This is a genomic window from Rhodospirillum rubrum ATCC 11170 (genome assembly GCF_000013085.1).
Taxonomy (GTDB): domain Bacteria; phylum Pseudomonadota; class Alphaproteobacteria; order Rhodospirillales; family Rhodospirillaceae; genus Rhodospirillum; species Rhodospirillum rubrum.
In genome coordinates this window covers 1717365-1740680 of sequence record NC_007643.1, presented here as the reverse complement: position 1 = coordinate 1740680, position 23316 = coordinate 1717365, and the positions used below count along the sequence as shown (strand labels likewise).

Below are 23316 nucleotides of genomic sequence, written 5' to 3'. Positions count from 1 at the left end.
ACAAGACCCAGGAGTACCTTTTATGAAAACCATCCGCATCGGTTCCGGCGCCGGCTATTCCGGTGATCGCATCGAACCCGCCGTTGAACTGGTTGAAAAAGGCGATATCGGTTATCTGGTCTTCGAATGTCTGGCCGAACGCACCATCGCCATCGCCCAGCAGGCCAAGCTGAACGACCCGACCAAGGGCTATGATCCGCTGCTGGCCGAGCGCATGCAGGCCGTTCTGACGCTGTGCAAGCAAAAGGGCGTCAAGATCATCACCAACATGGGGGCCGCCAACCCCCAGGCCGCCGCCGCCAAGGTGCGCGAGATCGCCGGCAGCCTTGGCCTCAAGTCCCTCAAGGTCGCGGCGGTCTCGGGCGATGACGTTCTCGACGTGCTCAAGACCGGCGACGTGACCATCTCGGAAACCGGCGAGCGCGCCTCGGGCATGTCCAATGTGCTGGTCTCGGCCAACGCCTATCTGGGCGCCGCCCCGATCGTCGAGGCCCTGGCCAATGGCGCCGATGTGGTCATCACCGGCCGCGTCGCCGATCCCTCGCTGTTTCTCGCCCCGCAGATCTTCGAATTCGGCTGGGCCCTTGACGATTGGGACCGCCTGGGCAAGGGCACGGTGGTCGGCCATCTGCTGGAATGCGGCGGTCAGGTGACCGGCGGCTATTTCGCCGAACCGGGCAAGAAGGACGTCGCCGATCTCGCCCGCCTGGGCTTCCCCATCGCCGAAGTCGGCGAGGATGGCGGCGCCGTTATCACCAAGGTCGCGGGATCGGGCGGCCGGGTGACGGTCGACACCTGCAAGGAACAGCTTCTTTATGAAGTCCACGACCCCAAAACCTACCTGACCCCCGATGTGACCGCCGATTTCTCGGCCCTGCGCGTCACCGAGATCGCCCCCGATCGGGTGCGCGTCGAAGGGGCCACCGGGCGCGCCCGCCCCGAAACCCTCAAAGTGTCGGTCGGCTATGTCGATGGCTACATGGGCGAGGGCCAGATCTCCTACGCCGGTCGCGGCGCCCTGGCGCGCGGTCGATTGGCCCTGGAGATCGTCAAGGAGCGTCTGGCGCTGACCGGTGTTCAGACCAGCGAGCTGCGCTTCGACCTGATCGGGGTCAATTCCATCCACGGCGAGGTGCTGGCGCCCGTTCCCGAACCGACGGAAGTGCGCGTGCGCGTCGTCGGCCGCACCGAGACCCTCAAGGAGGCGGTGCGCATCGGCAATGAGGTCGAGACCCTCTACACCAACGGCCCGGCCAGTGGTGGCGGCGCCACCAAATCGGCCAAGCAGGTCGTCGCCATGCTCTCCGCCCTGTTACCCCGCGCCCAGGCGACCCCCGTCGTCGCCTATCTGGAGGTCTGATCCATGAAACTCTTCGACATCGCCCATTCGCGCACCGGGGACAAAGGCGACATCTCCAACATCTCGGTCATCGCCTATGACCCCAAGGATTACCCCCTCCTCGCCGCCCAGGTGACCTCGGAACGGGTGAAGGCCCATTTCACCGGCATCGTCCATGGCGAGGTGATCCGCTACGAGATCCCCAGCCTCGGCGCCCTCAACTTCGTCATGCACAAAGCGCTCGGCGGCGGTGTGACCAAATCGCTGGCCCTTGATGCCCATGGCAAATGCCTGGCATCGGCCCTGCTTGATCTGGATATCCCCGACACCCCCGCCTAAGCGCCTTCGGGGGTTCGGAGAGCGAGGGGGCGTCCTTTCCTCTCCCCCCAGCGTGCCCCGGACTTTCCGGACCCCCGTCCCCCTCCTTTCGAAGGATTTCGACCATGTCGAAAATCACCCCCCTGGAGAAAGCCGTCGCCCGCATTCCCGATGGAGCGGTGCTGATGATTGGCGGTTTCATGGGCGCGGGCACACCGCACCGGCTTATGGATGAACTGGTCCGCCAGGGAAAACGCGACCTGACGGTCATCGCCAATGACACCGCCCGCCCCACCGTCGGCATCGGCAAGCTGATCGACGCCGGGCTGGTCAGCAAGGTGATCGCCAGCCATATCGGCACCAATCCGCAAACCCAGAAACTGATGATCGCCGGGACGATCGAGGTGGCGTTGATTCCCCAGGGCACCCTGGCCGAACAGATCCGCGCCGGTGGCTTCGGCCTGGGCGGCGTGATCACGCCCACCGGGGTCGGAACCCTGGCCGCCGAGGGCATGCAAACCATCGAGCTGGCCGGAAAATCCTATCTGATCGCCCTGCCGCTGCGCGCCGATTTCGCCCTGATCAACGCCAAGGCCGCCGATTACCGGGGCAATCTGCGCTATGCGATGACCTCGCGGAACTTCAATCCCCTGATGGCGATGGCGGCGGAAACGGTCATCGCCGAGGCCGAGGACTTCGTGCCCATCGGCGCCATCGAACCCGACGCGGTGGCGACCCCGCATGTTCTGGTCGATGTCCTTATCGCCAAGGAGCGGTCCCATGGATGACAAGACCCTTATCGCCAAGCGCGTCGCCCTGGAACTGCGGCCCGGGGATCTCGCCAATCTCGGCATCGGCCTGCCAACCCTGGTCGCCTCCTATCTGACCCCGGGCGTCGAGGTGTTCTTCCAGTCGGAGAACGGCATCGTCGGCATGAGCCCGCTGCCCGATATCGGTTTCGCCGATGACGATCTGACCGATGCCGGCGGCAGTCCGATCGGTGTTCTGCCCGGCGCCTGCGCTTTTGATTCGGCCTTTTCCTTCGGGTTGATCCGCGGCGGACATCTTGATGTCACCGTGCTCGGCGGCCTGCAGATCGACGAGCGCGGCCTGCTCGCCAACTGGATGGTGCCGGGCAAGATGGTGCCGGGCATGGGGGGGGCGATGGATCTGGTCTCGGGCGCCAAGCGCGTCATCGTCGCCATGACCCATACGGCCAAGGGCGCGCCCAAGATCGTCAAGACCTGCACCCTGCCGCTGACCTCGGTTCGTCGGGTCGATCTGGTGGTGACGGAGCTCGCCGTGATCGAGCCCACCGCCAAGGGCCTGCTGCTGCGCGAAGTCGCCCCCGGCGTTTCGGTCGACCAGGTGATCGAAGCCACCGAGGCCAACTTGCTGATCGCCGAGGATCTTCGCGAGATGCCCATTCTTGCCGCTTAACGCGCCCCAAAGGGCGCCTTGCTTACGCGCCCTAACGGCGCCTTGCGCTTAAAGACAGGACCGGAGTTTTTTCATGCCCATTCCCGCCAATGACGCCCTGGTGATCGAGATCCCCGTGACCTTGAAGGTGTCGATCGCCGTTCAGCATAGCGTCCCCCCCTTGAGCGCCCGGGAAAGCGAAGCCCTGGCGATCAAGGCCGCCGAAAGCTTCCTGCGCGTCGATCGCGGCCGCATCTGTGCCTTCAACGAAATCTCCCGGCTCAGCGCCCGCTCGACCGGCCTCGTGGTCTCCGTCGTCGGCACGGTCTGCGGGGAAAGCGAAGCGATTTCACAAACCCTGGCCAAGGCGGTCTGAACCATGAACGACATCGTCATCGCCGCCGCCGCGCGCACCGCCGTCGGCGCCTTCACCGGGTCTTTGTCCAGCCTTCCCGCCCATAGCCTGGGCGCCAGCGTCATCACCGACCTGCTCACGCGCGGCAAGATCGCCGCCGGCGAGATCGACGACGTGCTGCTTGGTCAGGTCCTGACCGCCGCCCAGGGCCAGAACCCGGCCCGCCAAGCCGCCATCGCCGCCGGACTGCCGGCGTCAAGCACCGCCTTGACGATCAATCAGGTCTGCGGTTCGGGGCTGCGCGCCGTCGCCCTTGGCGCCCAGGCCATCGCCTGCGGCGATGCCGAGGTGGTGATCGCCGGCGGGCAGGAATCGATGAGCCTCGCCCCCCACGCCGTCTTGCTGCGCGCCGGGGTGAAAATGGGGCCGGCCGAAATGGTCGACACCATGATCAAGGACGGCCTGTGGGAGGCCTTCCACGGCTATCACATGGGCATCACCGCCGAAACCGTCGCCCAGGCCTTCGGCATCGACCGCGCCACCCAGGACGCCTTCGCCCTCGCCTCGCAGCAAAAAGCCGCCGCCGCCCAGCGCGAGGGACGCTTCGTCGACGAGATCGTTGCGGTCTGCGTGCGCAGCCGCAAGGGCGAGGTCCTGGTCGACAGCGATGAGCACCTGAAGCCCGATACCACCGCCCAGAGCCTGGCCAAACTGCGCCCGGCCTTCACCAAGGATGGCACGGTCACCGCCGGCAACGCCTCGGGGCTTAACGACGGCGCCGCCGGGGTTTTGCTGATGAGCGCCGAAAACGCCGCCAAACGCGGGGTGACGCCGCTTGCCCGCGTCGTATCCTGGGCCACCGCCGGCGTCGATCCCGCCGTGATGGGCACCGGGCCGATCCCGGCCTCGCGCAAGGCCCTGGCCAAGGCCGGCTGGACCATCGACGACCTGGATCTGATCGAGGCCAACGAGGCTTTCGCCGCCCAGGCGATCGCCGTCAACCGCGAGATGGGCTGGGATACCGCGAAGGTCAACGTCAATGGCGGCGCCATCGCCATCGGCCATCCCATCGGCGCCTCGGGCGCGCGCATCCTGGTCAGCCTGCTCCATGAAATGACCCGGCGTGACGCGAAAAAGGCCCTGGCGACGCTGTGCATCGGCGGCGGCATGGGCATCGCGCTCTGCGTCGAACGGCCCTAAGCCCCCGTTCGCCGTCTCTTTCGTTTTCCCTCCCACCCGCTCCGCCGTCCTGGCGACGACGGAGCGCAAGGCTATTTTTTTGCCCTTTTCCTCAACCAAAAGGTGATGTTTATGACGACGGTTTCGCCTGATGACTCCTCACCTTCAACGCTGACCAGCCTGACCTTCGATGATCTGACCCCCGGTCAGTCGGCCAGTCTGTCGCGAACCTTGACCCAGGCCGATCTCGATCTGTTCGCCACCGTCTCGGGCAATATCGATCCCTCGCATTTCGCCGATCCACCGGCGGGAACGACGCTGTTTCCCAAGGCCATCGGTCACGGCATGTGGTCGGCGTCGTTGATCTCGGGGGTTCTGGGCACCCGGTTGCCCGGACCGGGGACCGTCTATCTGGCCCAGGACCTGCGCTTCCGCGCGCCCGTCACCTTGGGCGATACGATCACCGCCAGCGTAACCGTTCGCGAGAAGCGCACCGAGCGCAAGACCGTGGTTTTCGAGTGCCTGTGCACCAATCAGAACGGCGTCACCGTCGTCTCGGGCACGGCCGAGGTGATCGCCCCGGCCACCCACGCCTCGGTCGCCGCCCAGGCCCTGCCCGGGCTGCAGATGATCCGTCACGACCGACAAGCCGCCCTGCTGGCGCGCTGCGCCGGCTTGCCCGCCCTGCCGACGGCGGTGATCCATCCCTGTGACGGCCCGGCCCTGCAAGGGGCGGTGGAAGCGGCGCAGCGGGGATTGATCGAGCCGATCCTCGTCGGCCCTTCGTTGCTGATCGCCGCCACCGCCAAGGCGCTGGGCCTGGACATCTCGGCCTTCCGTCTTGTCGAAGCCGCCAACGGAGCGGCGGCGGCGGCGACCGGCGTCGCCCTGGTCCGCGCCGGCGAGGCGCGAGCGGTGATGAAGGGCGCGCTGCATACCGACGAGTTGATGGCCGCCGTGGTCAAGCGCGATGGCGGCCTGCGCACGGCGGGGCGGATCAGCCATGTCTTTCTGATGACCGTGCCGACGTACCCCAAACCGCTGCTGATCACCGATGCGGTGGTCAACATCGCGCCCTCGCTGGAAGACAAGGTCCACATCGTTCAGAACGCCATCGATCTCGCCCGCATCCTGGGTGTCGAAACGCCCAAGGTGGCGATCCTCTCGGCGGTCGAGACCATCAATCCCAAGATCTCCTCGACCGTCGATGCCGCGGCCCTGTGCAAGATGGCCCAGCGCGGCCAGATCCGGGGGGGATTGCTCGATGGCCCTCTGGCTTTCGACAACGCCATTTCCGCCGAGGCGGCGAAGACCAAGGGCATCGTCTCCGAGGTCGCCGGTCAGGCCGATATCCTGCTCGTGCCCGATCTCGAGTCCGGCAACATGCTGGCCAAGCAGTTGTCCTTCCTCGCCCATGCCGATGCCGCCGGCATCGTGCTTGGCACCAGCGCGCCGGTGATGCTGACCAGCCGCGCCGACAATCTGGCGGCCCGTCTCGCCTCCTGCGCCCTCGCCGTTCTGATCGATGCCGCGTCACGGCCTCGTTCCACCGTTCTCGCCGCCGAGTAAGGAGACCCGCCCATGTTTCCCCCCTCCCCCAAGCAGGCGTTCCTCGTTCTCAACAGCGGCTCGTCGAGCATCAAGTTCTCGGTTTTTGAAAAGACCAGCGATGATGTCTTGACGATGATCCTCACCGGGCAACTGACCGGCATCGGCACCGATGCCCAGTTTTCGGTCAAGGGCGCCAAGGGCGAAACCCTGGCCAAGGAAAGCTGGGCCGAGCGCGATACGGGCGCCATCGCCCCCTTGCTGCAAAGCCTGATCGTCTGGATCACCGACCGCCTGCCCGATACGCCCCTGGCGGCGGCCGGCCACCGGGTGGTTCACGGCGGGCGCCGCTTCGTTCATCCGGTTCAGGTCACGCCCCAGGTGATCCTTGATCTGGAATCCCTGATTCCCCTGGCGCCGTTGCACCAACCGCAGAACGTTTCGGCGATCCGGGTTCTGGCCGAAACCTTCCACGACCTGCCGCAGATCGCCTGTTTCGACACCGCCTTCCACCATTCCCAGCCCCGCCGGGCGCGCAGCTACGCCCTGCCGCGCGAGTTGACCGATCGCGGCCTTCATCGCTATGGCTTCCACGGGCTATCCTATGAATACATCGCCCGCCACATGCCCAGCATCGCCCCCGAAATCGCCGAGGGGCGGATCGTCGTCGCCCATCTCGGCAATGGCTCCAGTCTTTGCGCGCTGCATCGCGGCGAAAGCGTTGATACCACCATGGGCTTTTCGGCGCTGGAAGGCGTGCCGATGGGCACGCGCTCGGGCAGCATCGATCCGGGCGTGCTGATCTATCTGATCCGCGAACTAGGCATGGGCGCCGACGAGCTGGAACACCTGCTTTATCAGCGTTCGGGATTGCTTGGGGTTTCGGGGCTGTCCAATGACATGCGGGTGCTGCTTGAAAGCGACTCTCCCGATGCCGCCGAAGCCGTCGATTTGTTCTGCTTCCGGGTCGCCAAGGAAATCGCCGCCCTCGCCGCCTCAATGGGCGGCATCGATGCCCTGGTCTTCACCGCGGGGATCGGCGAGCATTCCGAGCCGGTGCGCGCCCGCATCTGCGAGCGGCTGGCTTGGCTGGGCATCACCCTGGACGCCACCGCCAACGCCCGCGCCGATGGCCTGATCTCGCAGCCCGGCTCGCTGCCGGTGCTGGTGGTGCCAACCAACGAGGAATACATGATCGCCCGTCACACCGCCGATCTGGTCGCCCTGAAAAACGTCGCTTAGAGAGTAGATCCCCCCCGAGCGCTCTGAACCAGAGTGCGGCGACGATTTGCTGGACGATCAAGACCTTGGAGCGGTGAGCGGAGACCAGATATCACGCTCACCGCTCTAAATAAGCCCTCTCCCGGCGCGGGGAGACAGCGCCCGAACGCCTTACCCCCGGCGGGTTTCCGGCCGGCGGGCAGAGGTGAAATTGGCATCGGGGCGGCCGGCGGCCACCTCGTGCAGGGCATCGATGAACAACTCGGCGACGGGGGGCAGCGAGCGACCGGATTTGCGCACGATACCCACCCGGCGGCTGAGCCAGGGGGCATCGATGACCTTGAAGCCGAGGCCGATGGCATTGCCGGAATCGACCGCCGAGGCGGGAAGCACCGCCACCCCCAGGCCGGCCCGCACCATGCCCAGGGCCGTCGACATGTAGTTGGCTTCGGCCGCCACCTGCACCTCCACCCCCTCGCGCGCCATCGATCGCTCGAACAAAACGCGAACACTACTGTTGCGTCCGGTCAGGATCAACGGATAGGCCACGCAATCGGCCATGGTCAGAATGCTGGGGCCCGTTTCCAAAGGATGACCATTGGGAAAGAAGGCGCAGATCGAATCCGAGACGAAATCCTCGACCTTGATGTCGCGGTCGGGGGTCAGGCGGATTCCCACGCCGAAATCCACCTCTTCGGCCTTGACCAGGGCGACGATGTCCTCGCCGACCACATCGCGCACCCGCACGACGATGCCGGGATGGCTTTTCTTGAAGCGGACCATGGCGACGGGCAACAGGCGGGCGGAGACCGAGGGCAGAGCGGCGACCCGCACCGTTCCCCGGCGGGCGAGCGCCAGATCGCTGCTGGCCAGCATCACCTCGTCCATATCGGCCAAAACCCGTTCAAGCAGCGGGATCAGGTTGCGCCCCGCCGGCGTCAGCGAGACCTGACGCTTGTTGCGGTCGAACAGCTTGACCGACAGGGCCTCTTCCATCTGGTTGATCTGCACGGTCAGGGTCGGCTGCGAGACGTTCAACTCCTCGGCCGCCCGGGTGAACTTCAGATGCCGGGCGACGGCGAGGAAGGCGCGGATTTGCCGGAAACTCGGAACCACGGGAAGCGTCCTTGACGGGGCGGGAACGGCGGGATCGGGCCTAACCGATCGCCCCCATCATACCCGGCCCGCCCCCCCGCTGTCCGCGATGATCGAGTCCCGTCACTGCGGGAAGAGATAGACATCGCTCAACCCAAACGATAAGGATGGAGCGCAGGCCAGACCATTCCAAGGATTTCGCCTTCATGATCACCCTCGCCAGCCGCATTGCCATCCGTCCCGGCCTGATGGCCCGGGAAATCGATGATGAAATGGTGATGATGGACATTGAAAGCGGCCAATACTTCACCCTTGATGGGGTCGGTACCGAAGTTTGGCGCCTGTTAGGCCAACCGATCCAGGTGTCCACCCTCGGCGACCGCCTTATGGAGCTTTACGAGGGCGATCGGACGGCGATCGATGCCGATCTGCTGCGTTTCCTTGAGAGCCTTCTGGAAAAGCGCCTGATCGAGATCAGGCCATGAGCCTCCCCGCCCCCGGGCCGGATCGATGACCGGCGATTACGCGCTCTGCGGCTGGCGGGTGCGCATCGATCGCCCCTCGACTTTCGCGCCGCCGTGGATCGGCGAGGATCGCCCGGTCGATATCACGATCCGTCACGCGGCCTTTTCCCCGCCGTCCCCGCCCCTTCTGTTCGAAAGCCCCTTGGTCGGCGTCTTCGCCGAGGGCGCCATCGTTCTGCGCATCAATCCGGGTTTGGGGTTTCTGATCGAGGGCGGGGCGCGGATCACCGTTGATGCCACCGCCCAAACCGGCGAGGCCGAGATCGCCACCTTTCTTTTTGGTCAATGCCTGGGATTTCTCGCCCTCCAACGCCGACAACCAGCCCTGCGCGCCGCCAGCGTGGTTCGCGATGGCCGGGCGGTGGTGCTAGCCGGGGCCGCCGGGGTCGGCAAATCGACCCTGGCGGCAGCCTTGATGGCCAAAGGCTGGGGATTGCTGGCCGATGAGGTCACGCTGATCGATCCTCGGACGCTGCTCATCCCGCCCGCTTTTGGCCGCATCAAGCTGTGGAAAGACAGCGCCACCCACCTGGGCCTGGAAGCGGCGGCCCTTCCCGCCGTCCGCCCGGGCTGGAACAAGGGCCATGCGCCCTATGGCGGGCACCTCGCCCCCGCACCGGTTCCCTTGGCGGCGATCATCCTGATCGAACAGGCCTATACGGCGAAGACCGCCGGGATCGACAAGATCGCCCCCCGCGAAGCCCTAGCCGCCTTGAACGATCAACTCCATGGGGGGACCTTCGCCGGAGCCTTGGCCGCCCGCCCCGCCTGTTTCGACCTGCTGACAACGCTTGTTGGCGGCGTGCCGGTGTTCCAATTGTCGCGCCCCTGGCATGGGATGACGCTTGCCCCCCTGGTGGAACTGCTCACCGCGGAGATGGCGCGATGAGCTTCGTCTGGCTCGCCTCTTATCCGAAATCGGGCAACACCTGGATGCGGCTGATGCTGCAATCCTTGATGCAGGGCGGCGAGCCGGTTGATCTGTCCCGTCCGATCACGCCCGGACTGCCTTTGCGCTCGCGCGATACCTTGGGTCGCCTGTTGGGGGCGGATTGCGGCGAATTGAGCGCCGAGGAGATCGACCGGCTGCGGCCCTGGACTTATATCAAGGCCGCCGGGCTGCTCCCCGGCCCGTCCTTTCATAAAACCCACGAACGCTGGCGGCGAACCGCCTGGAACGAGCCGATCCTGCCACCAGAGGCCAGTTGCGGAGCGGTTTATATTCTGCGCGATCCCCGCGATATCGCGCTGTCTCTGGCCCATTACACGGCGGTGACGGTCGACGAGGCGATCGCGGTGATGGCCGATGCCGACCACACCCTGGCCGAGGCCGGCGACCGCTATTGCGTGCTCTACCGGCAACCGCTGGGCACCTGGAGCCAGCATGTGCTGAGTTGGCTTGAAGACGCCGACCCGCCCCCCCTGGTCTTGCGTTATGAGGACATGATCGACGATCCCTTGGCGGCCCTCACCGGGGTCTGCGCCCATATCGGCCTGACCGCCCCCGCCGCCGCCCTGCGCGCGGCGACCCGGTCTTGCGCTTTCGATGTCTTGCGACGGGCTGAACAAGACCACGGCTTCACCGAGGCCGTGCCGGGGCGGGCGTTCTTCCGCCGGGGTCTGGCCGGCGGCTGGCGCGACACCCTAAGCCCGGCGCAACGCCAAAGGATCGAGGATGATCATCGGGCGGTGATGAGCCGTTTTGGCTATCTTCCGCCAAGCCGCTAATTCAAAAATAGGCGCTTGGCGGTCGCCCGAGAGATCGACGAAAGATCGCGGAAAAAGCACTCGGGCTGCTATAGCCGCATTCCAGGGCGACATCGAGAATGCTTCGGCCATCTGCCAGCAAAACCAAGGCGTCGAGCATCCGCGCCTGCTGTCGCCAGTGACCGAAACTCATGCCGGTTTCACGCTTAAAAAACCGCATAAAGGTCGCGCGGCTCATATAGAGCATGGCGGCCGCGTCCTCGACGGAGACACCTTCCGCCAAATCCTCGCGCATCTTCGCACAGAGCCGCGCCAAGTCGGGGTGCGTCGGTGTTGGCAGATTTAGCGGTTGGGCTGGCTGAAACGACAATTCCATCAGAAACAGCCGGACGACGGCATCCGTTCTCTCTCGGCTTCCTGGCGTTTTGGCGAGCTCGGCGAGCTTCAGGATCAATTCCCGCAGGAGGGATGTGATCTCCACCACCATGCACGCGTCAGGAAGACCCTGAATTCCGTTGGGGTCAATCAGCAGCGAACGGAACTGAACGCCCGCGCGGCTCGTCGTTTCATGCTCCAGCTTAGGCGGGAGCCAGACGGCGCGGCTTGGCGGCACAACCCATGTTCCCTTATCCGTCTTGATCGATACGACCCCGCTCACCGCATAGAGCAGTTGGGCTTCTTCGTGACTGTGCGTCGGTCCAGAATAACGATTTTCGTCATGTGTAATGACTGCGATTTCTTCCGTTATGCTTATACCGCTCTTCAAAATTGATCCTTTCGCGACGAAAAATGATCAATAAGCGTTAGAGTATCACGCTTGCCCCGACTAAGGTAAGCCGTTCAACAGCAGGAAGTTTTCGTCCCGTGTCCGCTCGCACCCGCCCCATTGACCGCATCAAGGCGCCGCATTCCCCGGCCGGCGGCATAGCCGTTGCCTGGGCGTGTGCGGCTCACCCGCTTCGCCGCCCGGTGTTGTCCTTCGCGCCGCGACTTACCGGCGGTCGTCGGGCCTGACGGCTTCCCGGCGACCGTAGTCGGCCGTGTCAAATCGGACACACACATTGAATGGCAACGGATCACCCCATGTTGACCAATCCTGAAATCAAATATCGCCCTTTCGTTTCGCCCATTGAGCTCGACGATCGCAAATGGCCGTCCAAGCGGCTCACGAAAGCCCCGCGCTGGCTGTCTACCGATCTGCGAGATGGCAATCAGGCGCTCTCCGATCCGATGGATGTCGAGCGCAAGATGCGTTTTTACGCCATGCTGCTCGCCATCGGTTTCAAAGAAATCGAGATTGCGTTTCCGTCGGCTTCCCAGACCGAATTTGACTTCGTGCGCGCCCTGATTGGGGGAAACCGGATACCCGATGACGTGACGATTCAGGTCCTCACCCCATCGCGCCAAGACCTGATCGCTCGCACCTTCGAATCTCTCGAGGGCGCGCGACAGGTAATCGTTCATCTCTATAACGCCACGGCTCCGCTGTTTCGCCGTGTCGTCTTCGGCATGGAGCGCCATGAGATCGTTGATCTTGCCATCACCGGTGTCAGCGCGATGCTGGAGGAAAGCCTGAGGCGGCCCGAGACCGATTGGACCTTCGAATACTCGCCGGAAACCTTCTGCTTCACCGAGCCCGATTTCGCGCTGGAGATTTGCGAGCGCGTGCTTGATGTCTGGCAGCCGACGCCCGAGCGCCCGGCGATCCTCAACCTGCCGGCGACGGTCGAAGTGGCGACGCCCAACGTCTATGCCGACCAGATCGAATGGTTTTGCCGTAATATATCGCGTCGCGAGGCGGTGGTGATCAGCATTCATCCGCACAACGACCGGGGAACCGCCGTCGCCGCGGCTGAACAGGCCTTGCTGGCTGGGGCGGATCGTGTCGAAGGCTGCCTGTTTGGCAATGGTGAGCGGACGGGCAATGTCGATCTGGTGACCTTGGCCTTGAACTTCTACTCGCAAGGGATCGATCCGAAGCTCTCTTTTCCGGCGATCCGCGACGTGGTGACGACCGTTGAGCATTGCAACGGACTGCCCGTCCATCCACGTCACCCCTATGCGGGCGAGCTGGTGCACACGGCCTTCTCCGGCTCGCATCAAGATGCGATCCGCAAAGGGTTCACCGCTCATCGACAGCGCAACGACGGCATTTGGGAGATGCCCTATTTGCCCGTCGATCCGGCCGACATCGGCGAGACATACGAAGCGGTGATCCGCGTCAACAGCCAGTCCGGCAAGGGGGGCGTCGCCTGGGTGATCGAACAAGACAAGGGCCTGAAACTGCCACGATCGCTTCAGAGGGATCTCAGCCGTCGCGTTCAGGAATTCTCCGAGAAAAGCGGCAAGGAGATCACCGCCGCGATGATCTGGTCGATCTTTCAGCAGGCTTACCACCTGACGGGCCCGCAGGAGTTCGAACTCATCAGCTATCAGGATGGGAACTCCCGCAAAGCCGGGAACCACCGCGTCTTCGCCGGGCGCATCCGTCATAAGGGTCGCGAAATCGCCCTCTCCGGTCGTGGCAACGGCCTGATTTCCAGCGTTGTCGCCGCATTGGAAGACGGCTGTGGCGTCGCGCTGGATGTGGTCGACTTTCACGAACATGCCTTGAAGCGTGGTTCGGATTCCCAGGCGGTTGCCTATCTCGAATGTCGAACCCAAGACGATCGCCCGATTTTCGGAGTCGGTATCGACGATGATATCGCAACGGCATCGGTCAAGGCCGTGCTCAGCGCCGCCAGCAACGGCTGACCTCGTTTTGCGGCCGGGCTTTCAAGGCCCGGCCGTCCCTCTAACGCTCAACACCAGCATCCCCGAAAGCACCCGCAACCGCCCCCAGGTCATAAAACCCAGGGCCTCCGGCGATCAGTCGTTCGCGCCATCGATCATGTGAAGAAAGCCGCCGGTCTGCACCGCCGCCGCCAGCGAGGCCACGGTGGCAAAGGATCGGCGATCGCCGGCGATATCGGCCGGCCAATCGGCCCCGGCGATTTCGGCCATGCGGTCGAGATCAAGCAGGCGGCGCGCCAGCCGCGATCCGCGCAGGCGCTCGATCCCCAGACTTAACCCCGGACGCCACGCTTCGGCGCGCGGCCCGATATCGACCAAAGGATCGCCAAAACGCGGCTGCCAGACCACCTCGGGCGCCAAACGATCGGCCAGGATGCGCCGGGCCAGCCAGCGGTCCCGGCCATGGCGCAGACATTGGTCGGCCGGCACCGACAAAAAGAAATCGACCATCCGCCGATCGGCCAGCGGATCGCCGCGTTCCAGGCCCAGCCGCCGGGCATCCAGGGCATCGACATCCAGGAAAAAGCAATCAAGGCCGACCATGAACAACCGGAGTTCCCGCACGCCCATGGCATCGGTTACGCCATTTATGTCCCGGGGCGCCTGATCCAGGCGGGCCAGGGCCTCGCGGGTGAAGAACCGGCCATAGCTGACCCGATGGAAAGGCTTGCGCGATCGTCCGAACAGCCGCCGCAACGGCTCGGGAGCCAGAGCGCCGATCACTTGCCGCAACCGCCACGCCCCATTGACCGCTCCACAAGCGGCGATCTCCCACAGCAGACCCGGCCACCGACCGGACGCGATCAGGGCGGCGAAGCGATCATCGCCGCGCCAACTCAGGGTTTGATTACCGCCGATCCCGGTCAGCAGGCAGGCCATGCCATCGGCGCTGGCGGCCAGATTGACATCCATCTGCGAGCATTGGAACAGCGAGGCCGGCGACCATAGGGCGGTGGCGCGCTGGGTCTCGCGCAACACCGCGTCGCCGGGTTTGACCCCACGCCGGGTGATGGCGTGAACCACCAGCCGCGGATAACGCGCCGCCAGACTGTCGACCCCGGGCCGCTCGTCGGCGAAGGTGGTCGGGCCCGTCCGGGTCTGGTGCTCGGTCGGCGGCAAGCGGGCATAGCCGTGGACCGGGCCGGAGGTGTGGAGCAACAGGCTTGAGGCGATCGCCTGACTATCAAGGCCACCACTCAGCGCCACGGCGACCGGACCGGGCCCCCGGGCATAGTCGCCCACTACCCGATCAAGCAAGTCGCGCCCGGCCGCCACATAGTCATCATCGGAAAAGCCGGCCGGCGGCGGACGATCGCGGGGCGTCCAATAGGGCGCCATGTCGACGCCTTGGGCGCTTAGACAAACCCAATGGGCGCTGGGAACCCGCCTGAGATCGGCATAGGGCATGGCCTCGGCGGGCAGGGTCATGTAATTGGCCAGCGCGGCCAGCATGATGTCCTCGTCGAGGTCGCGGCGCACCCCGGGCAGGGCCAACAGCATTTTGGGCTGGGTGGCAAAGGCGATCAACCGCCCGGGCAGATGAACGAAATAAAGCGGCCGGTGCGATCCGCCATCCCGGCACAACCACACCCGCTCACCGCCGGCCTCGTTCGCGGGCGGGCAATGAGCCAAAGCGAAGCTGCCATGAAGGTGGGGAGCGGCGGCGGTACCCCAGCGGCGCCACAGGCGATGGGCCCGCGCCACGTCGGGCTCGCGCCCCATCCGCGCGCCAGACGAGACCCCGTCGCCCTCGCCCGCCAACCAGCCATCAAGCAGGGTGATCGCCCCGTCATCGCCGTGACTCAGCGGCGGGACCAAGCGCTCCAGGCCCGAGCGCGCCGGGGCCAGGGCGAAGACAAGGGAACCGCTTCGCCGCGCGGTCACCGGGCCACGGGCGAAGGGCGACGCGATCGCGGCCAAACGCCGCGGCGACAGGTTCTGATCGCCCGCCGCCTCGATCGCCCCCACCATATCCCACATCGTTTTGAAAAACCTGGACTTAGGAGCGATTAGCTTAAGGAGAAGGTTTCAATATTTCCGACCGACGCCCCCCTGGTCTTCTCGACGATATCAAGGGACCGCACAACGGGCGGGGTCCAGATCTTTTTGCGGACGCCCGCTACGGGGTTTCCCTTCACCGTGGATTCGGGTTTCTGCTCTCGGGTCGCCATTTGCTTTTCCGATCCTTCTTTCCCAAAAATCGCCTCTCACGGGTTAGGCCAATGAAGATAGCCGATAAGTGGCGTTTGACCAACCACCATAGAGCGCTCAAACGTCACATAAGGCGCTGTAGGGGAGAAAACGGGCGGCGGCGCTTGTTTCGACCTGTTCGGCGTTTGACAGCGGCGATGGACCAAGACCGATAGGCTGGACGCTCCCGCAGTTGATCCTGGAGCGTTCCTCGATGGCCTTCCCCTCCTTGTCCGCCCCGGCGCTTCGGCGCGGCGTGACCCTGTTGATGGCCGGGCTCGTCGTCCAGGCGATGGGGCACTCCTTCGTCCTGATCGTTCTGCCGGCCTTGGGGCGGCAGATGGGGATCGCGGATGTGAGGATCGGGCTGATTCTCAGTCTCTCGGCCCTGGTTCTCAGTCTGTCGGCGCCGCTCTGGGGCATGATCGGGGACACCTGGGGACGGCGCCGGGTGATCCTGATCGCCCTGGCCGCGGCGGCGGCCTTTCCCGCCTTGCTGGCTCTTCTGCTTTACGGCCGGCTGTCGCTGGGGGTCTCGGCCACGGCGACTTTCGCGATGCTCCTGGCCTTGCGCCTTGTCCTGGCCGCCCTTGGCGGTGGCCTTATGCCGGCGGCTCAGGCCTATCTGGCCGATGTGACCAGCCGGGAGGGCCGGGCCCGGGGAATGGGCGGGATGGGGGCGGCCTTCGGCCTGGGCGGTCTCGCCGGCGCCGGACTGGCCTTCGCCTTGGGCGGACGCGGATGGATGCCGGCCCTGGGGCTGCTTTCCGGGGTGGCGGCGCTGGTGGTGATCCTGGTCTGGCGCGGCTTGTCTGAACCGCCCCGCGCCGTTCTCCCCCAGACATCGGGGGCGGTCCGCCTGCGTCCCCTCGCCCCCTTTCTGGGGATCACCATCAGCGGACTCGCGGTTTACAGCCTGATTGGTCAGGTGACGGTGCTGCGTTTACAAGATGGCTTCGGCCTGTCCCTTGAAGCCTCGATCGGCACGGCCGGCGGCCTGATGATGCTCACCATGCTGGCCATGATCACCGCCCAGGGCTTGATCGTGCCCCGCCTCGCCCGCACTCCCGGAACCTTGCTCAGGGTCGGCAGCGTGGTGGCCTTGCTTGCCGGGCTGCTCGCCCTGGCGGCCCCCCAGGTGGCGGTGCTGGGGGTGGCGATGGCCGGCCTTGGCGCCGGACTGGGCCTGACCTTGCCCGGCAATCTCACGGCGCTCAGCCTGCGCGGCGGACCGGGGGTCCAGGCCCGGGTCGCGGGGATCAACGCCCTGGCCCAGGGCGCCGGGCTGGCTTTGGGTCCGCTGCTCGGCGCCGGCCTGCATCAGATCTCCCCCGTGGCGCCCTATGGGGCGGCCACCGGGTTTTTGCTCGGGGTGGGCGTCTTGGCCTGGGGAGCGACGCGCGGCGGGTGTTCGCCCGATGCTCTCGCCCGTTCGCCCGCTGATCGCCCGCAGGGGCGGGCGGCCCATACTGAGGCTTTGCCTTCGAAGGAGACCGCATCATGAGCCTTGCCCGCTCTCCCCGCGTCGCCGCCCTCGGCGTTTTGTTGTTCGGCCTGCCGGCCCAGGCCGAAGAGCCGGCCGTGTCGGAAGACCCGGTCTTCACCCTGCCGTCCCTGATCGTCGAGGCGCGTCACTGGCGCGAGGACGCCCAGGCGGTGCCGGGAAGCGTCGAGGTTCTCACGCGCGATCGTCTGGAAACGCCCTTGTGGGACAGTGTCGGCGCCCTGCCCAAGCTCTCGCCCAATGTTCAGATCGAGGACTCCTCGGTTCAGACCCGCATCGTCGTGCGCGGCATGACCAGCGCCAACACGGCCCTACAAGACCCGGTCGGCTTTTTCGTCAATGACGTGGCCCTGCCGCTGGGGGCCTCGCAGGCCCCGGCCCTGTTCGACATCGAGCGGATGGAGATTCTCAAGGGCCCGCAAGGCAGCCTGTTTGGCCGCAACACCGAAGCCGGCGCCGTGCGGATCATCACCGCCGAACCGGCTTCGACCGCTGAGGCTTGGGCGAGCCTGACCCCCAGCCTGCTCAATGCCGGCGATCGCTGGCAACCGGTGTACACGGGAGCCGCCGGGATGTCCGGGCCGATGGGCAAGACCATGACGGGCTCGCTGGCCGTGCGGGCGCAGGGCACCGAAGGCGTGCATCACAACCGCTTTGATGATGGCGACGAGGGGGGCGACCTGGACCGTTTCACCTTTTCCGGCGGTCTGGGGGCCCAGGCGGGTGACGCGACCACCCTCAGCCTGAAAAGCGTCGTGGACCGCGTCGACATGGGCAAACAGCGCATGCGCTATCTCACCGGTCCCTATGCCACCGGGCCCTATGTCACCAACTACAATACCGACGCCTGGGACAAGAAAACCTCGGCCATCCAGTCCCTGCGCGTCGATCACGCCTTCGACGCCCTGGATCTGACCAGCATTACCGGCTGGACCAGTTTCCACCATGACTTTCAGATGGACCTCGACACCGGACCGCTTGCCACCCGGCCCACCGAGCTTGACCATTGGGACAACGCCCTGTCCCAGGAACTGCGGCTCGCCTCGCGCGAGGATGGGGGGCGCTGGCGCTGGCTGGGCGGCCTGCACACCTACCGGCAGTGGAGCGACATCTCCTACAAGGCCCAGACCCCGCGCGTGGTGCGCGATACGACCATCACCCAGACGGGGCTCGCCGGATTTGGCCAGGGGGAGGTGCGGCTGTGGGACGACCTGCGCCTGGGCATCGGAACGCGGGTGGAATGGATACGCCAAAAGGGCGACATGGCTTTGACCAGCGCCGGCCGTCGCGCCGATTTCGACGCCACCCTCGACACCGTGACCGTGCTGCCGAAACTCTCCCTCGCCTACGACGTGACACCCGAGGTGATGGTATACGGCTCGCTGGCCCGGGGGTATCTGCCCGGCGGCTATAATTACAGCATGGCGACCGGCGCCTCGTCGCTCTCTTACGATGCGGAATACAGTTGGACCGCCGAGACGGGGGTGAAGGCGCGGCTGTGGGACGACCGCCTCGCCGCCGGTCTCGCCTTGTTCCATACCCGGACCACGGACAAGCAGATCCTCGATCTGGAGCCCGGCGGCGCGCAAAAGTTCTCCAATGCCGCCGAGGCCGAGGTCAGTGGCCTGGAAGGCTCGCTCGACGCCCGCCTGACGCCGCGCTGGAGCCTGTTTGGCACCCTGGGTCTGCAGCGCGCCGAAGCCACCGAGTATTCCACCACGGTGTCGCGCAATGGACGGCAGGTCGCCGTCGATTATTCGGGCAAGGCCCTGCCCATGGCGCCGGACGTCACCTGGTCGGTGGGCGGGCGCTATGACGCCGGCTCGGGGTGGTTCGCCCAGGCCAGCCTGAACGGCGCCGGATCCTCCTATTTCGACAGCCAGAACACCCTCAAGCAAGGCGCCTACATCCTGGCCGACGCCGAGGTGGGCTACCGCTTCAAGGGGGCTGAGGTGGCCTTGTGGAGCAAGAACCTGACCGGAGAAACGGTCTACACCCGCGCCGTGAGCGCCCCGCTGGGCGCCATCGTCGAGGATGGCGCGCCGCGCGAGGTCGGCTTGCGCCTACGTCTGACGTGGTAAGGGGGGCCCGCAGGATGTCGTCTTCCAAGCCGGTCGTCCCCGATGGCGCTTTCGCCGCCATGTTGTTCGACCTTTTGCAAGCCCCCTTGCGATGGCACCTCATCGATCTCGGATTGACCTTGGGAGTGTTCGACCGTCTTTCCGCCCACCCCTCGGCCGCGGCCCTGGCCGCCGATCTTGGCCTGGACGCCCGGCGTCTGGCTTTGGTGCTCGATGGGCTCTGCGCCATGGGGGCCTTGACCAAGCGCGCGGGCCGCTATGGCCTGTCGGCCGAAGGCGCGACCTATCTGGCCAGCGACGGGCCGCTGTCCCTGCGGCCGATGCTCGCCGGTTTGTCCTGGTTGCGCCACTCCAGTCTGGCCGACCTGCTGACGGCGCCGGTCCCGCCGCCGCTCGACATGGGCGACCCGGCGTTCTGGGACCGGGCGGGGGGCAGTTTGCGCTCCTTTCATCGGGCCTTGGGCGTTCCGGTGATGGTCGCCTGCCTGGAATCCTTGCCGGCGTGGCCGACCGCGCGGCGCTTCCTCGACCTGGGGGCGGGCTCGGACATCCTGGCGCGCACCCTCGCCGCGCGGCGGGCGGATTTGGCGGTGACGGTTTTCGATCTACCGCCGCTGGCCGAGCGGATCGCCGCCACCCTGGCCGACGACGGCCTTGCGGCGCGCATCGAGGTGCGGGCCGGAGATTACAACGACGCCGATCTGGGTCAGGGATACGACATCATCTGGGCGTCGATGACCCTGTACTATGCGCGCGATCTTGAGGCCCTCGCCTCGCGTATCCGCGACGCCCTGGCGCCCGGGGGGATCTTCGTCAGCTTTCACGAGGGCTTGACCGACGAACGCACCCGCCCCGAGGCGCATGTGGTCGGGCGCCTCGCCACGGCCCTGCGGGGTCAGGATCTTTCCTTCGACGCCGGCCGCATCACCAGCGCCCTGGAGCGGGCCGGTTTCCTCGACGTGACGAGCCGCACGGTCGAAACGCCGTTCGGCCCCCTGCGCCTGGAGGTCGGAAGGCGGAAGCCATAGGCGACAAGGGGGGGAGGCGCCTTTGACCACAAAGCCCCCCTCTTTCCCGTCGCCCGCTCCGGGGCCGTTACGCCCTTTCCTTGCCCAGCCGATAATCCGCCGGCCGGCAGCCAAACCGCTGGCGGAAGGCTGCAGCGAAGTGGCTGGAACTGCTAAATCCACACAAGAAGGCTATTTCGGTGATGCTATGGCCGTCCTGGCGCAGATACCGGCACGCGCGCTCCAGACGGTGGTCGCGCAGCCAGGCAAAAACGGTCTTGCCATAAGCCCGATGGAAACAGCGGTTGAGGCGGGCATGGCTCATCCCCGCGTCGCGGGCGAGATCCTCAAGCGAGGGCGGATTGCCCAGATCCGCCATCAAACGGTCCAGCACGCGGGCCAGGGGGCGGCTATCGTCCACCGGCTCATCCGCCATCCCGCCAGCCAGGGGAGCCAGACAGCGCGCCAGCAGGGCGAGGGCGTGGCTTTCGGCCATCAGCCGGTCGAGAGGACCGGTCAAAGGATTGTCCAACAACGGCGCCAGGGAAAACCGCGACAACGCCTCTTGATCCAAGCGCAGCGCCCGCGTTCCGCGCCCGGACCGCACCGATCCCTCCAGTACCTCGGCCATTCGCGCCGAGGGGATCTTCAGCGCCACCATGACGGCCTGATCCTGGGCCGGGGTCTGCCGCGTCAACACGGCGTCGTCACCATGGAAAAGCCAGATATCGCCAGCCCGCACCACATGGCGCGGCCGGTCCGTCCCAAAGCCGAACAGGCTGCTGCCCGCCCGGCCGAAGCACAAGGTGCTCACCGCGCCCGGCTGCTCGATCCGCGCGGTGACCTCGTGGCCAAGCCGGGCTTGGCTCTCCGTCACGGTCATCGATGGCCCAAGCCAGCCGATGCGAAATCGCATCCGTCCCGGCTCGTCCAGGGGGATCTGGGTCTCCCGCCAGCCGCCACCCGAAGGCAGCAGGTGATCCCAGTCGGCCGTCCCCACCTTCAGAGGAGGGGTGGGGGACGATCGCCCCTTGCCAAGCAAGTCCGTCATATCCCCGTCCCGTCCTTTCCCAAAACCCGCAACCGGCCTGGACCGGCGCTCGCCGGGCGACCGCCCTCCCCCGGCGAGGGAAAACGCGACTATGAATGAAAATGCGTCTCATGCGCAATTCCAAAGGCGCCCTGGCCTTTCGAGAGGAGGATTCCTCGCGAAAAGACTCTTTTCTCTCGATTTTACACCACCTAATGGAGTAAAAACTTTCTGTCGTAGCCTCGCAATCCCACAAGGCACGACGGCAAGGGATCTGGTTCCTTCGAATGGAAAGGGCCCAAGGCGTGAGCGATTTCTTTATCGGCGAATTGCGTCTGTTCGGGTTTGACTATCCTCCTGTCGGCTGGGCCCAATGCGATGGGCAGGCCTTGCCGATCGGCCAGAATCAGGCCCTTTATGCGCTGCTTGGCATCCAGTTCGGCGGCGACCCGAGAACCACTTTCAATCTTCCCGACCTGCGCGGACGGGTCGCCCTGGCCGATAGCTGGGGAACCCCGCTTCCGGCGGGCGTCACCCCTGGCACACATTACGCCACGGGCGACAAGGGGGGAGCGGAAACCGTGGCCTTGACCCAAGCGACCGTCCCCAGCCACAGCCATGACATCGGCGCCTCAAGCACGTCCGGAACCATCCCCAATCCGGCCAACGCCTATTTCGCCGATGCCGCCGGGACGCTGACCACCTATTGCGTCGGCGGAACGACGGTTGGCCTTGATCCGGCCAGTGTCTCGGTCGCCGGCGCCGGTCAGGGCCATGCCAATAGTCAGCCGTCCCTGGTGCTGAATTACTGCATCGCGCTGCGCGGCATTTACCCTACCCGCGGTTAAGCCACCCCTCATAGCCTAAGGAGACGACCATGGTCGATGCCTACTTGGGGGAAATCCGCCTGTTTGCCGGCAATTGGGTACCCCAGCAATTTGTCGCCTGCGATGGATCCCTCTTGCCGATCAAGCAGAACGAGGCGCTTTTCGCCGTGCTGGGCACGGTGTTTGGCGGCGATAGCGTCGCCACCTTCGGCGTTCCCGATCTGCGTGGCCGGGTGCCCCTGCACAAGGGCCAGGGGACCGGATTGACCCCGCGGGTTCTGGGGCAGGCGGTGGGGACCGAGACGGTGACGGTGGCCGCCGCCGAAATGCCCGCCCATAACCACACCCTGTTCGCTTGTTCCGATCCGGCAACCGCGAACAGCCCGATCAACGCCCTGCCCGCGACCGCCCCGGCGGGCTATACCCAGTTCGTCACCAATCAACCAGGGCAGACTCTGACCAAGCTGCAATTGGCCGAAGCCGCGATCTCCACCGAGGGAGGCGGCCTCGCCCACGCCAATGTCATGCCCTCCCTGGCCCTGACTTTCATCTTGTGTTCCCAGGGAATTTTCCCCGTCAAGCAGTGACAAAGCACAAGGACCTTGGCAGATGGCTGATTCGTTTATCGGGGAAATCCGCATCTTCGGCTTCAACTATGCCCCCGTCGATTGGGCCTTTTGCGCGGGGCAGACCGTCGCCATCGCCCAGAACCAAGCCCTAGCCGTCGTCCTTGGCCAAGCCTTCGGCGGCGACGGACGGACCACCTTCGGCCTGCCCAATCTGCAAGGCAGCGTGCCGATCGGCGCTGGAAGCGGACCGGGGCTTACGCCGCGCCCCTATGCCCAGCAGGCCGGGACCGATCGCGTATCCCTGACGCTGGCGCAGACGCCGCCCCATAACCATAGCATCACCGTCGCCTCGGCAAGCGGCACCCTGCGCACCGCCGGGCCCAATGCCACCGCGCCGCTATCGTTTTGCAGCTTCGTCGCGACGAAGGCGACGCCCCCCAAGCCCCAGACCACCTTCACCCAGACAGCCCCGGACGGCACCCTGGCCCCGGGGGCCTTGGCGCCCTTCGTCGGCGGCGGGGACGCCCATGAAAACCGCCAACCCTATCTGGTGCTGAATTACTGCATCAGCCTGGCGGGAACTTGGCCGAGCAAGCCGGATTAGGCTTTG

22 protein-coding genes are annotated in these 23316 nt (G+C 65.7%); 18 read left to right on the top strand and 4 right to left on the bottom strand.

Annotated elements, in window-relative coordinates; translation table 11 throughout:
- Positions 1-22 precede the first annotated feature (22 nt).
- The 8 genes from RRU_RS07655 to RRU_RS07620 all read left to right on the top strand — a co-directional run bounded on the left by RRU_RS07655 (position 23) and on the right by RRU_RS07620 (position 7400).
- Positions 23-1360, top strand: coding sequence for an acyclic terpene utilization AtuA family protein (locus RRU_RS07655; protein WP_011389228.1), 1338 nt, complete (start codon positions 23-25; stop codon positions 1358-1360).
- 3 nt (positions 1361-1363) lie between these two features.
- Positions 1364-1678, top strand: coding sequence for an AtuA-related protein (locus tag RRU_RS07650; RefSeq protein WP_011389227.1), 315 nt, complete (start codon positions 1364-1366; stop codon positions 1676-1678).
- Between the two features lie 104 nt (positions 1679-1782).
- Positions 1783-2445, top strand: a complete 663-nt coding sequence (locus RRU_RS07645; protein ID WP_011389226.1) for a CoA transferase subunit A — start codon at positions 1783-1785, stop codon at positions 2443-2445.
- A complete protein-coding gene (locus RRU_RS07640) occupies positions 2438-3097 on the top strand; it encodes a 3-oxoacid CoA-transferase subunit B (RefSeq protein ID WP_011389225.1) in 660 nt (219 codons plus the stop codon). Before RRU_RS07645 ends, RRU_RS07640 begins: the two co-directional genes overlap by 8 nt.
- A gap of 73 nt (positions 3098-3170) precedes the next feature.
- The gene (locus RRU_RS07635; protein WP_011389224.1) at positions 3171-3452 is read left to right on the top strand and encodes a hypothetical protein; all 282 of its coding nucleotides are present in this window, start codon (positions 3171-3173) and stop codon (positions 3450-3452) included.
- Positions 3453-3455: 3 nt separating this feature from the next.
- A complete protein-coding gene (locus RRU_RS07630) occupies positions 3456-4631 on the top strand; it encodes an acetyl-CoA C-acetyltransferase (protein WP_011389223.1) in 1176 nt (391 codons plus the stop codon).
- A gap of 111 nt (positions 4632-4742) precedes the next feature.
- A complete protein-coding gene (locus tag RRU_RS07625; protein ID WP_011389222.1) occupies positions 4743-6179 on the top strand; it encodes a bifunctional enoyl-CoA hydratase/phosphate acetyltransferase in 1437 nt (478 codons plus the stop codon).
- A 12-nt stretch (positions 6180-6191) separates the two neighbouring features.
- The gene (locus RRU_RS07620) at positions 6192-7400 is read left to right on the top strand and encodes an acetate/propionate family kinase (protein ID WP_011389221.1); all 1209 of its coding nucleotides are present in this window, start codon (positions 6192-6194) and stop codon (positions 7398-7400) included.
- A gap of 150 nt (positions 7401-7550) precedes the next feature.
- Here RRU_RS07620 and RRU_RS07615 read toward each other — a convergent pair whose 3' ends face one another.
- A complete protein-coding gene (locus tag RRU_RS07615; protein WP_011389220.1) occupies positions 7551-8495 on the bottom strand; it encodes a LysR family transcriptional regulator in 945 nt (314 codons plus the stop codon).
- Positions 8496-8680: 185 nt separating this feature from the next.
- On the opposite strand from RRU_RS07615, the gene RRU_RS07610 reads away from it, so the two are divergent.
- The 3 genes from RRU_RS07610 to RRU_RS07600 are packed head-to-tail and all read left to right on the top strand — an operon-like array spanning position 8681 to position 10726.
- Positions 8681-8959, top strand: a complete 279-nt coding sequence (locus RRU_RS07610) for a PqqD family protein (protein WP_014626180.1) — start codon at positions 8681-8683, stop codon at positions 8957-8959.
- A gap of 25 nt (positions 8960-8984) precedes the next feature.
- Positions 8985-9887: an HPr kinase gene (locus RRU_RS07605; protein ID WP_011389218.1), complete on the top strand. Its 903-nt coding sequence runs from the start codon at positions 8985-8987 to the stop codon at positions 9885-9887.
- Entirely contained in the window at positions 9884-10726 is an 843-nt protein-coding gene (locus RRU_RS07600; RefSeq protein WP_011389217.1) for a sulfotransferase domain-containing protein, read from the top strand. The genes RRU_RS07605 and RRU_RS07600 overlap by 4 nt, the downstream gene beginning before the upstream one ends.
- Position 10727: 1 nt before the next feature.
- On the opposite strand, the gene RRU_RS07595 is transcribed toward RRU_RS07600, so the two are convergent.
- The gene (locus RRU_RS07595; protein ID WP_011389216.1) at positions 10728-11471 is read right to left on the bottom strand and encodes an AraC family transcriptional regulator; all 744 of its coding nucleotides are present in this window, start codon (positions 11469-11471) and stop codon (positions 10728-10730) included.
- A gap of 317 nt (positions 11472-11788) precedes the next feature.
- Between RRU_RS07595 and leuA the strand changes: the two genes are divergently transcribed.
- Entirely contained in the window at positions 11789-13459 is a 1671-nt protein-coding gene (leuA, locus tag RRU_RS07590) for a 2-isopropylmalate synthase (protein WP_011389215.1), read from the top strand.
- A gap of 114 nt (positions 13460-13573) precedes the next feature.
- Here the strand turns inward: leuA and RRU_RS07585 are convergent, their stop codons facing one another.
- On the bottom strand, positions 13574-15478 hold the full coding sequence (locus RRU_RS07585) for an asparagine synthase family protein (protein WP_011389214.1): 1905 nt from the start codon (positions 15476-15478) through the stop codon (positions 13574-13576).
- Positions 15479-15902: 424 nt separating this feature from the next.
- Here RRU_RS07585 and RRU_RS07580 point away from each other — a divergent pair, with 424 nt between their 5' ends.
- Genes RRU_RS07580 through RRU_RS07570 form a run of 3 tightly spaced genes read left to right on the top strand, consistent with a single transcriptional unit; the run spans position 15903 to position 20301 of the window.
- On the top strand, positions 15903-17192 hold the full coding sequence (locus RRU_RS07580; RefSeq protein WP_011389213.1) for an MFS transporter: 1290 nt from the start codon (positions 15903-15905) through the stop codon (positions 17190-17192).
- The gene (locus tag RRU_RS07575; protein WP_011389212.1) at positions 17189-19273 is read left to right on the top strand and encodes a TonB-dependent receptor; all 2085 of its coding nucleotides are present in this window, start codon (positions 17189-17191) and stop codon (positions 19271-19273) included. Before RRU_RS07580 ends, RRU_RS07575 begins: the two co-directional genes overlap by 4 nt.
- A 14-nt stretch (positions 19274-19287) precedes the next feature.
- A complete protein-coding gene (locus RRU_RS07570) occupies positions 19288-20301 on the top strand; it encodes a class I SAM-dependent methyltransferase (RefSeq protein ID WP_011389211.1) in 1014 nt (337 codons plus the stop codon).
- Between the two features lie 67 nt (positions 20302-20368).
- Here RRU_RS07570 and RRU_RS07565 read toward each other — a convergent pair whose 3' ends face one another.
- On the bottom strand, positions 20369-21331 hold the full coding sequence (locus tag RRU_RS07565; protein ID WP_011389210.1) for a helix-turn-helix transcriptional regulator: 963 nt from the start codon (positions 21329-21331) through the stop codon (positions 20369-20371).
- A gap of 284 nt (positions 21332-21615) precedes the next feature.
- Between RRU_RS07565 and RRU_RS07560 the strand changes: the two genes are divergently transcribed.
- The 3 genes from RRU_RS07560 to RRU_RS07550 are packed head-to-tail and all read left to right on the top strand — an operon-like array spanning position 21616 to position 23310.
- Entirely contained in the window at positions 21616-22158 is a 543-nt protein-coding gene (locus tag RRU_RS07560) for a phage tail protein (RefSeq protein WP_237703846.1), read from the top strand.
- A gap of 29 nt (positions 22159-22187) precedes the next feature.
- Positions 22188-22724, top strand: coding sequence for a phage tail protein (locus tag RRU_RS07555; protein ID WP_011389208.1), 537 nt, complete (start codon positions 22188-22190; stop codon positions 22722-22724).
- Positions 22725-22746: 22 nt separating this feature from the next.
- Complete coding sequence (locus RRU_RS07550) at positions 22747-23310, top strand: phage tail protein (RefSeq protein ID WP_011389207.1); 564 nt, start codon at positions 22747-22749, stop codon at positions 23308-23310.
- Positions 23311-23316 lie beyond the last annotated feature (6 nt).

Bases quoted from the DNA above. Each gene is read 5' to 3' on its own strand.
- RRU_RS07650 (WP_011389227.1), top strand. From the start codon at position 1,364: ATGAAACTCTTCGACATCGCCCATTCGCGCACCGGGGACAAAGGCGAC.
- RRU_RS07645 (WP_011389226.1), top strand. From the start codon at position 1,783: ATGTCGAAAATCACCCCCCTGGAGAAAGCCGTCGCCCGCATTCCCGAT.
- RRU_RS07600 (WP_011389217.1), top strand. From the start codon at position 9,884: ATGAGCTTCGTCTGGCTCGCCTCTTATCCGAAATCGGGCAACACCTGG.
- RRU_RS07635 (WP_011389224.1), top strand. From the start codon at position 3,171: ATGCCCATTCCCGCCAATGACGCCCTGGTGATCGAGATCCCCGTGACC.
- RRU_RS07620 (WP_011389221.1), top strand. From the start codon at position 6,192: ATGTTTCCCCCCTCCCCCAAGCAGGCGTTCCTCGTTCTCAACAGCGGC.
- RRU_RS07585 (WP_011389214.1), bottom strand. From the start codon at position 15,478: ATGTGGGATATGGTGGGGGCGATCGAGGCGGCGGGCGATCAGAACCTG.
- RRU_RS07575 (WP_011389212.1), top strand. From the start codon at position 17,189: ATGAGCCTTGCCCGCTCTCCCCGCGTCGCCGCCCTCGGCGTTTTGTTG.
- RRU_RS07555 (WP_011389208.1), top strand. From the start codon at position 22,188: ATGGTCGATGCCTACTTGGGGGAAATCCGCCTGTTTGCCGGCAATTGG.
- RRU_RS07640 (WP_011389225.1), top strand. From the start codon at position 2,438: ATGGATGACAAGACCCTTATCGCCAAGCGCGTCGCCCTGGAACTGCGG.
- RRU_RS07550 (WP_011389207.1), top strand. From the start codon at position 22,747: ATGGCTGATTCGTTTATCGGGGAAATCCGCATCTTCGGCTTCAACTAT.
- RRU_RS07610 (WP_014626180.1), top strand. From the start codon at position 8,681: ATGATCACCCTCGCCAGCCGCATTGCCATCCGTCCCGGCCTGATGGCC.
- RRU_RS07630 (WP_011389223.1), top strand. From the start codon at position 3,456: ATGAACGACATCGTCATCGCCGCCGCCGCGCGCACCGCCGTCGGCGCC.
- RRU_RS07655 (WP_011389228.1), top strand. From the start codon at position 23: ATGAAAACCATCCGCATCGGTTCCGGCGCCGGCTATTCCGGTGATCGC.
- RRU_RS07625 (WP_011389222.1), top strand. From the start codon at position 4,743: ATGACGACGGTTTCGCCTGATGACTCCTCACCTTCAACGCTGACCAGC.
- RRU_RS07565 (WP_011389210.1), bottom strand. From the start codon at position 21,331: ATGACGGACTTGCTTGGCAAGGGGCGATCGTCCCCCACCCCTCCTCTG.
- RRU_RS07570 (WP_011389211.1), top strand. From the start codon at position 19,288: ATGTCGTCTTCCAAGCCGGTCGTCCCCGATGGCGCTTTCGCCGCCATG.
- RRU_RS07605 (WP_011389218.1), top strand. From the start codon at position 8,985: ATGACCGGCGATTACGCGCTCTGCGGCTGGCGGGTGCGCATCGATCGC.
- leuA (WP_011389215.1), top strand. From the start codon at position 11,789: ATGTTGACCAATCCTGAAATCAAATATCGCCCTTTCGTTTCGCCCATT.
- RRU_RS07580 (WP_011389213.1), top strand. From the start codon at position 15,903: ATGGCCTTCCCCTCCTTGTCCGCCCCGGCGCTTCGGCGCGGCGTGACC.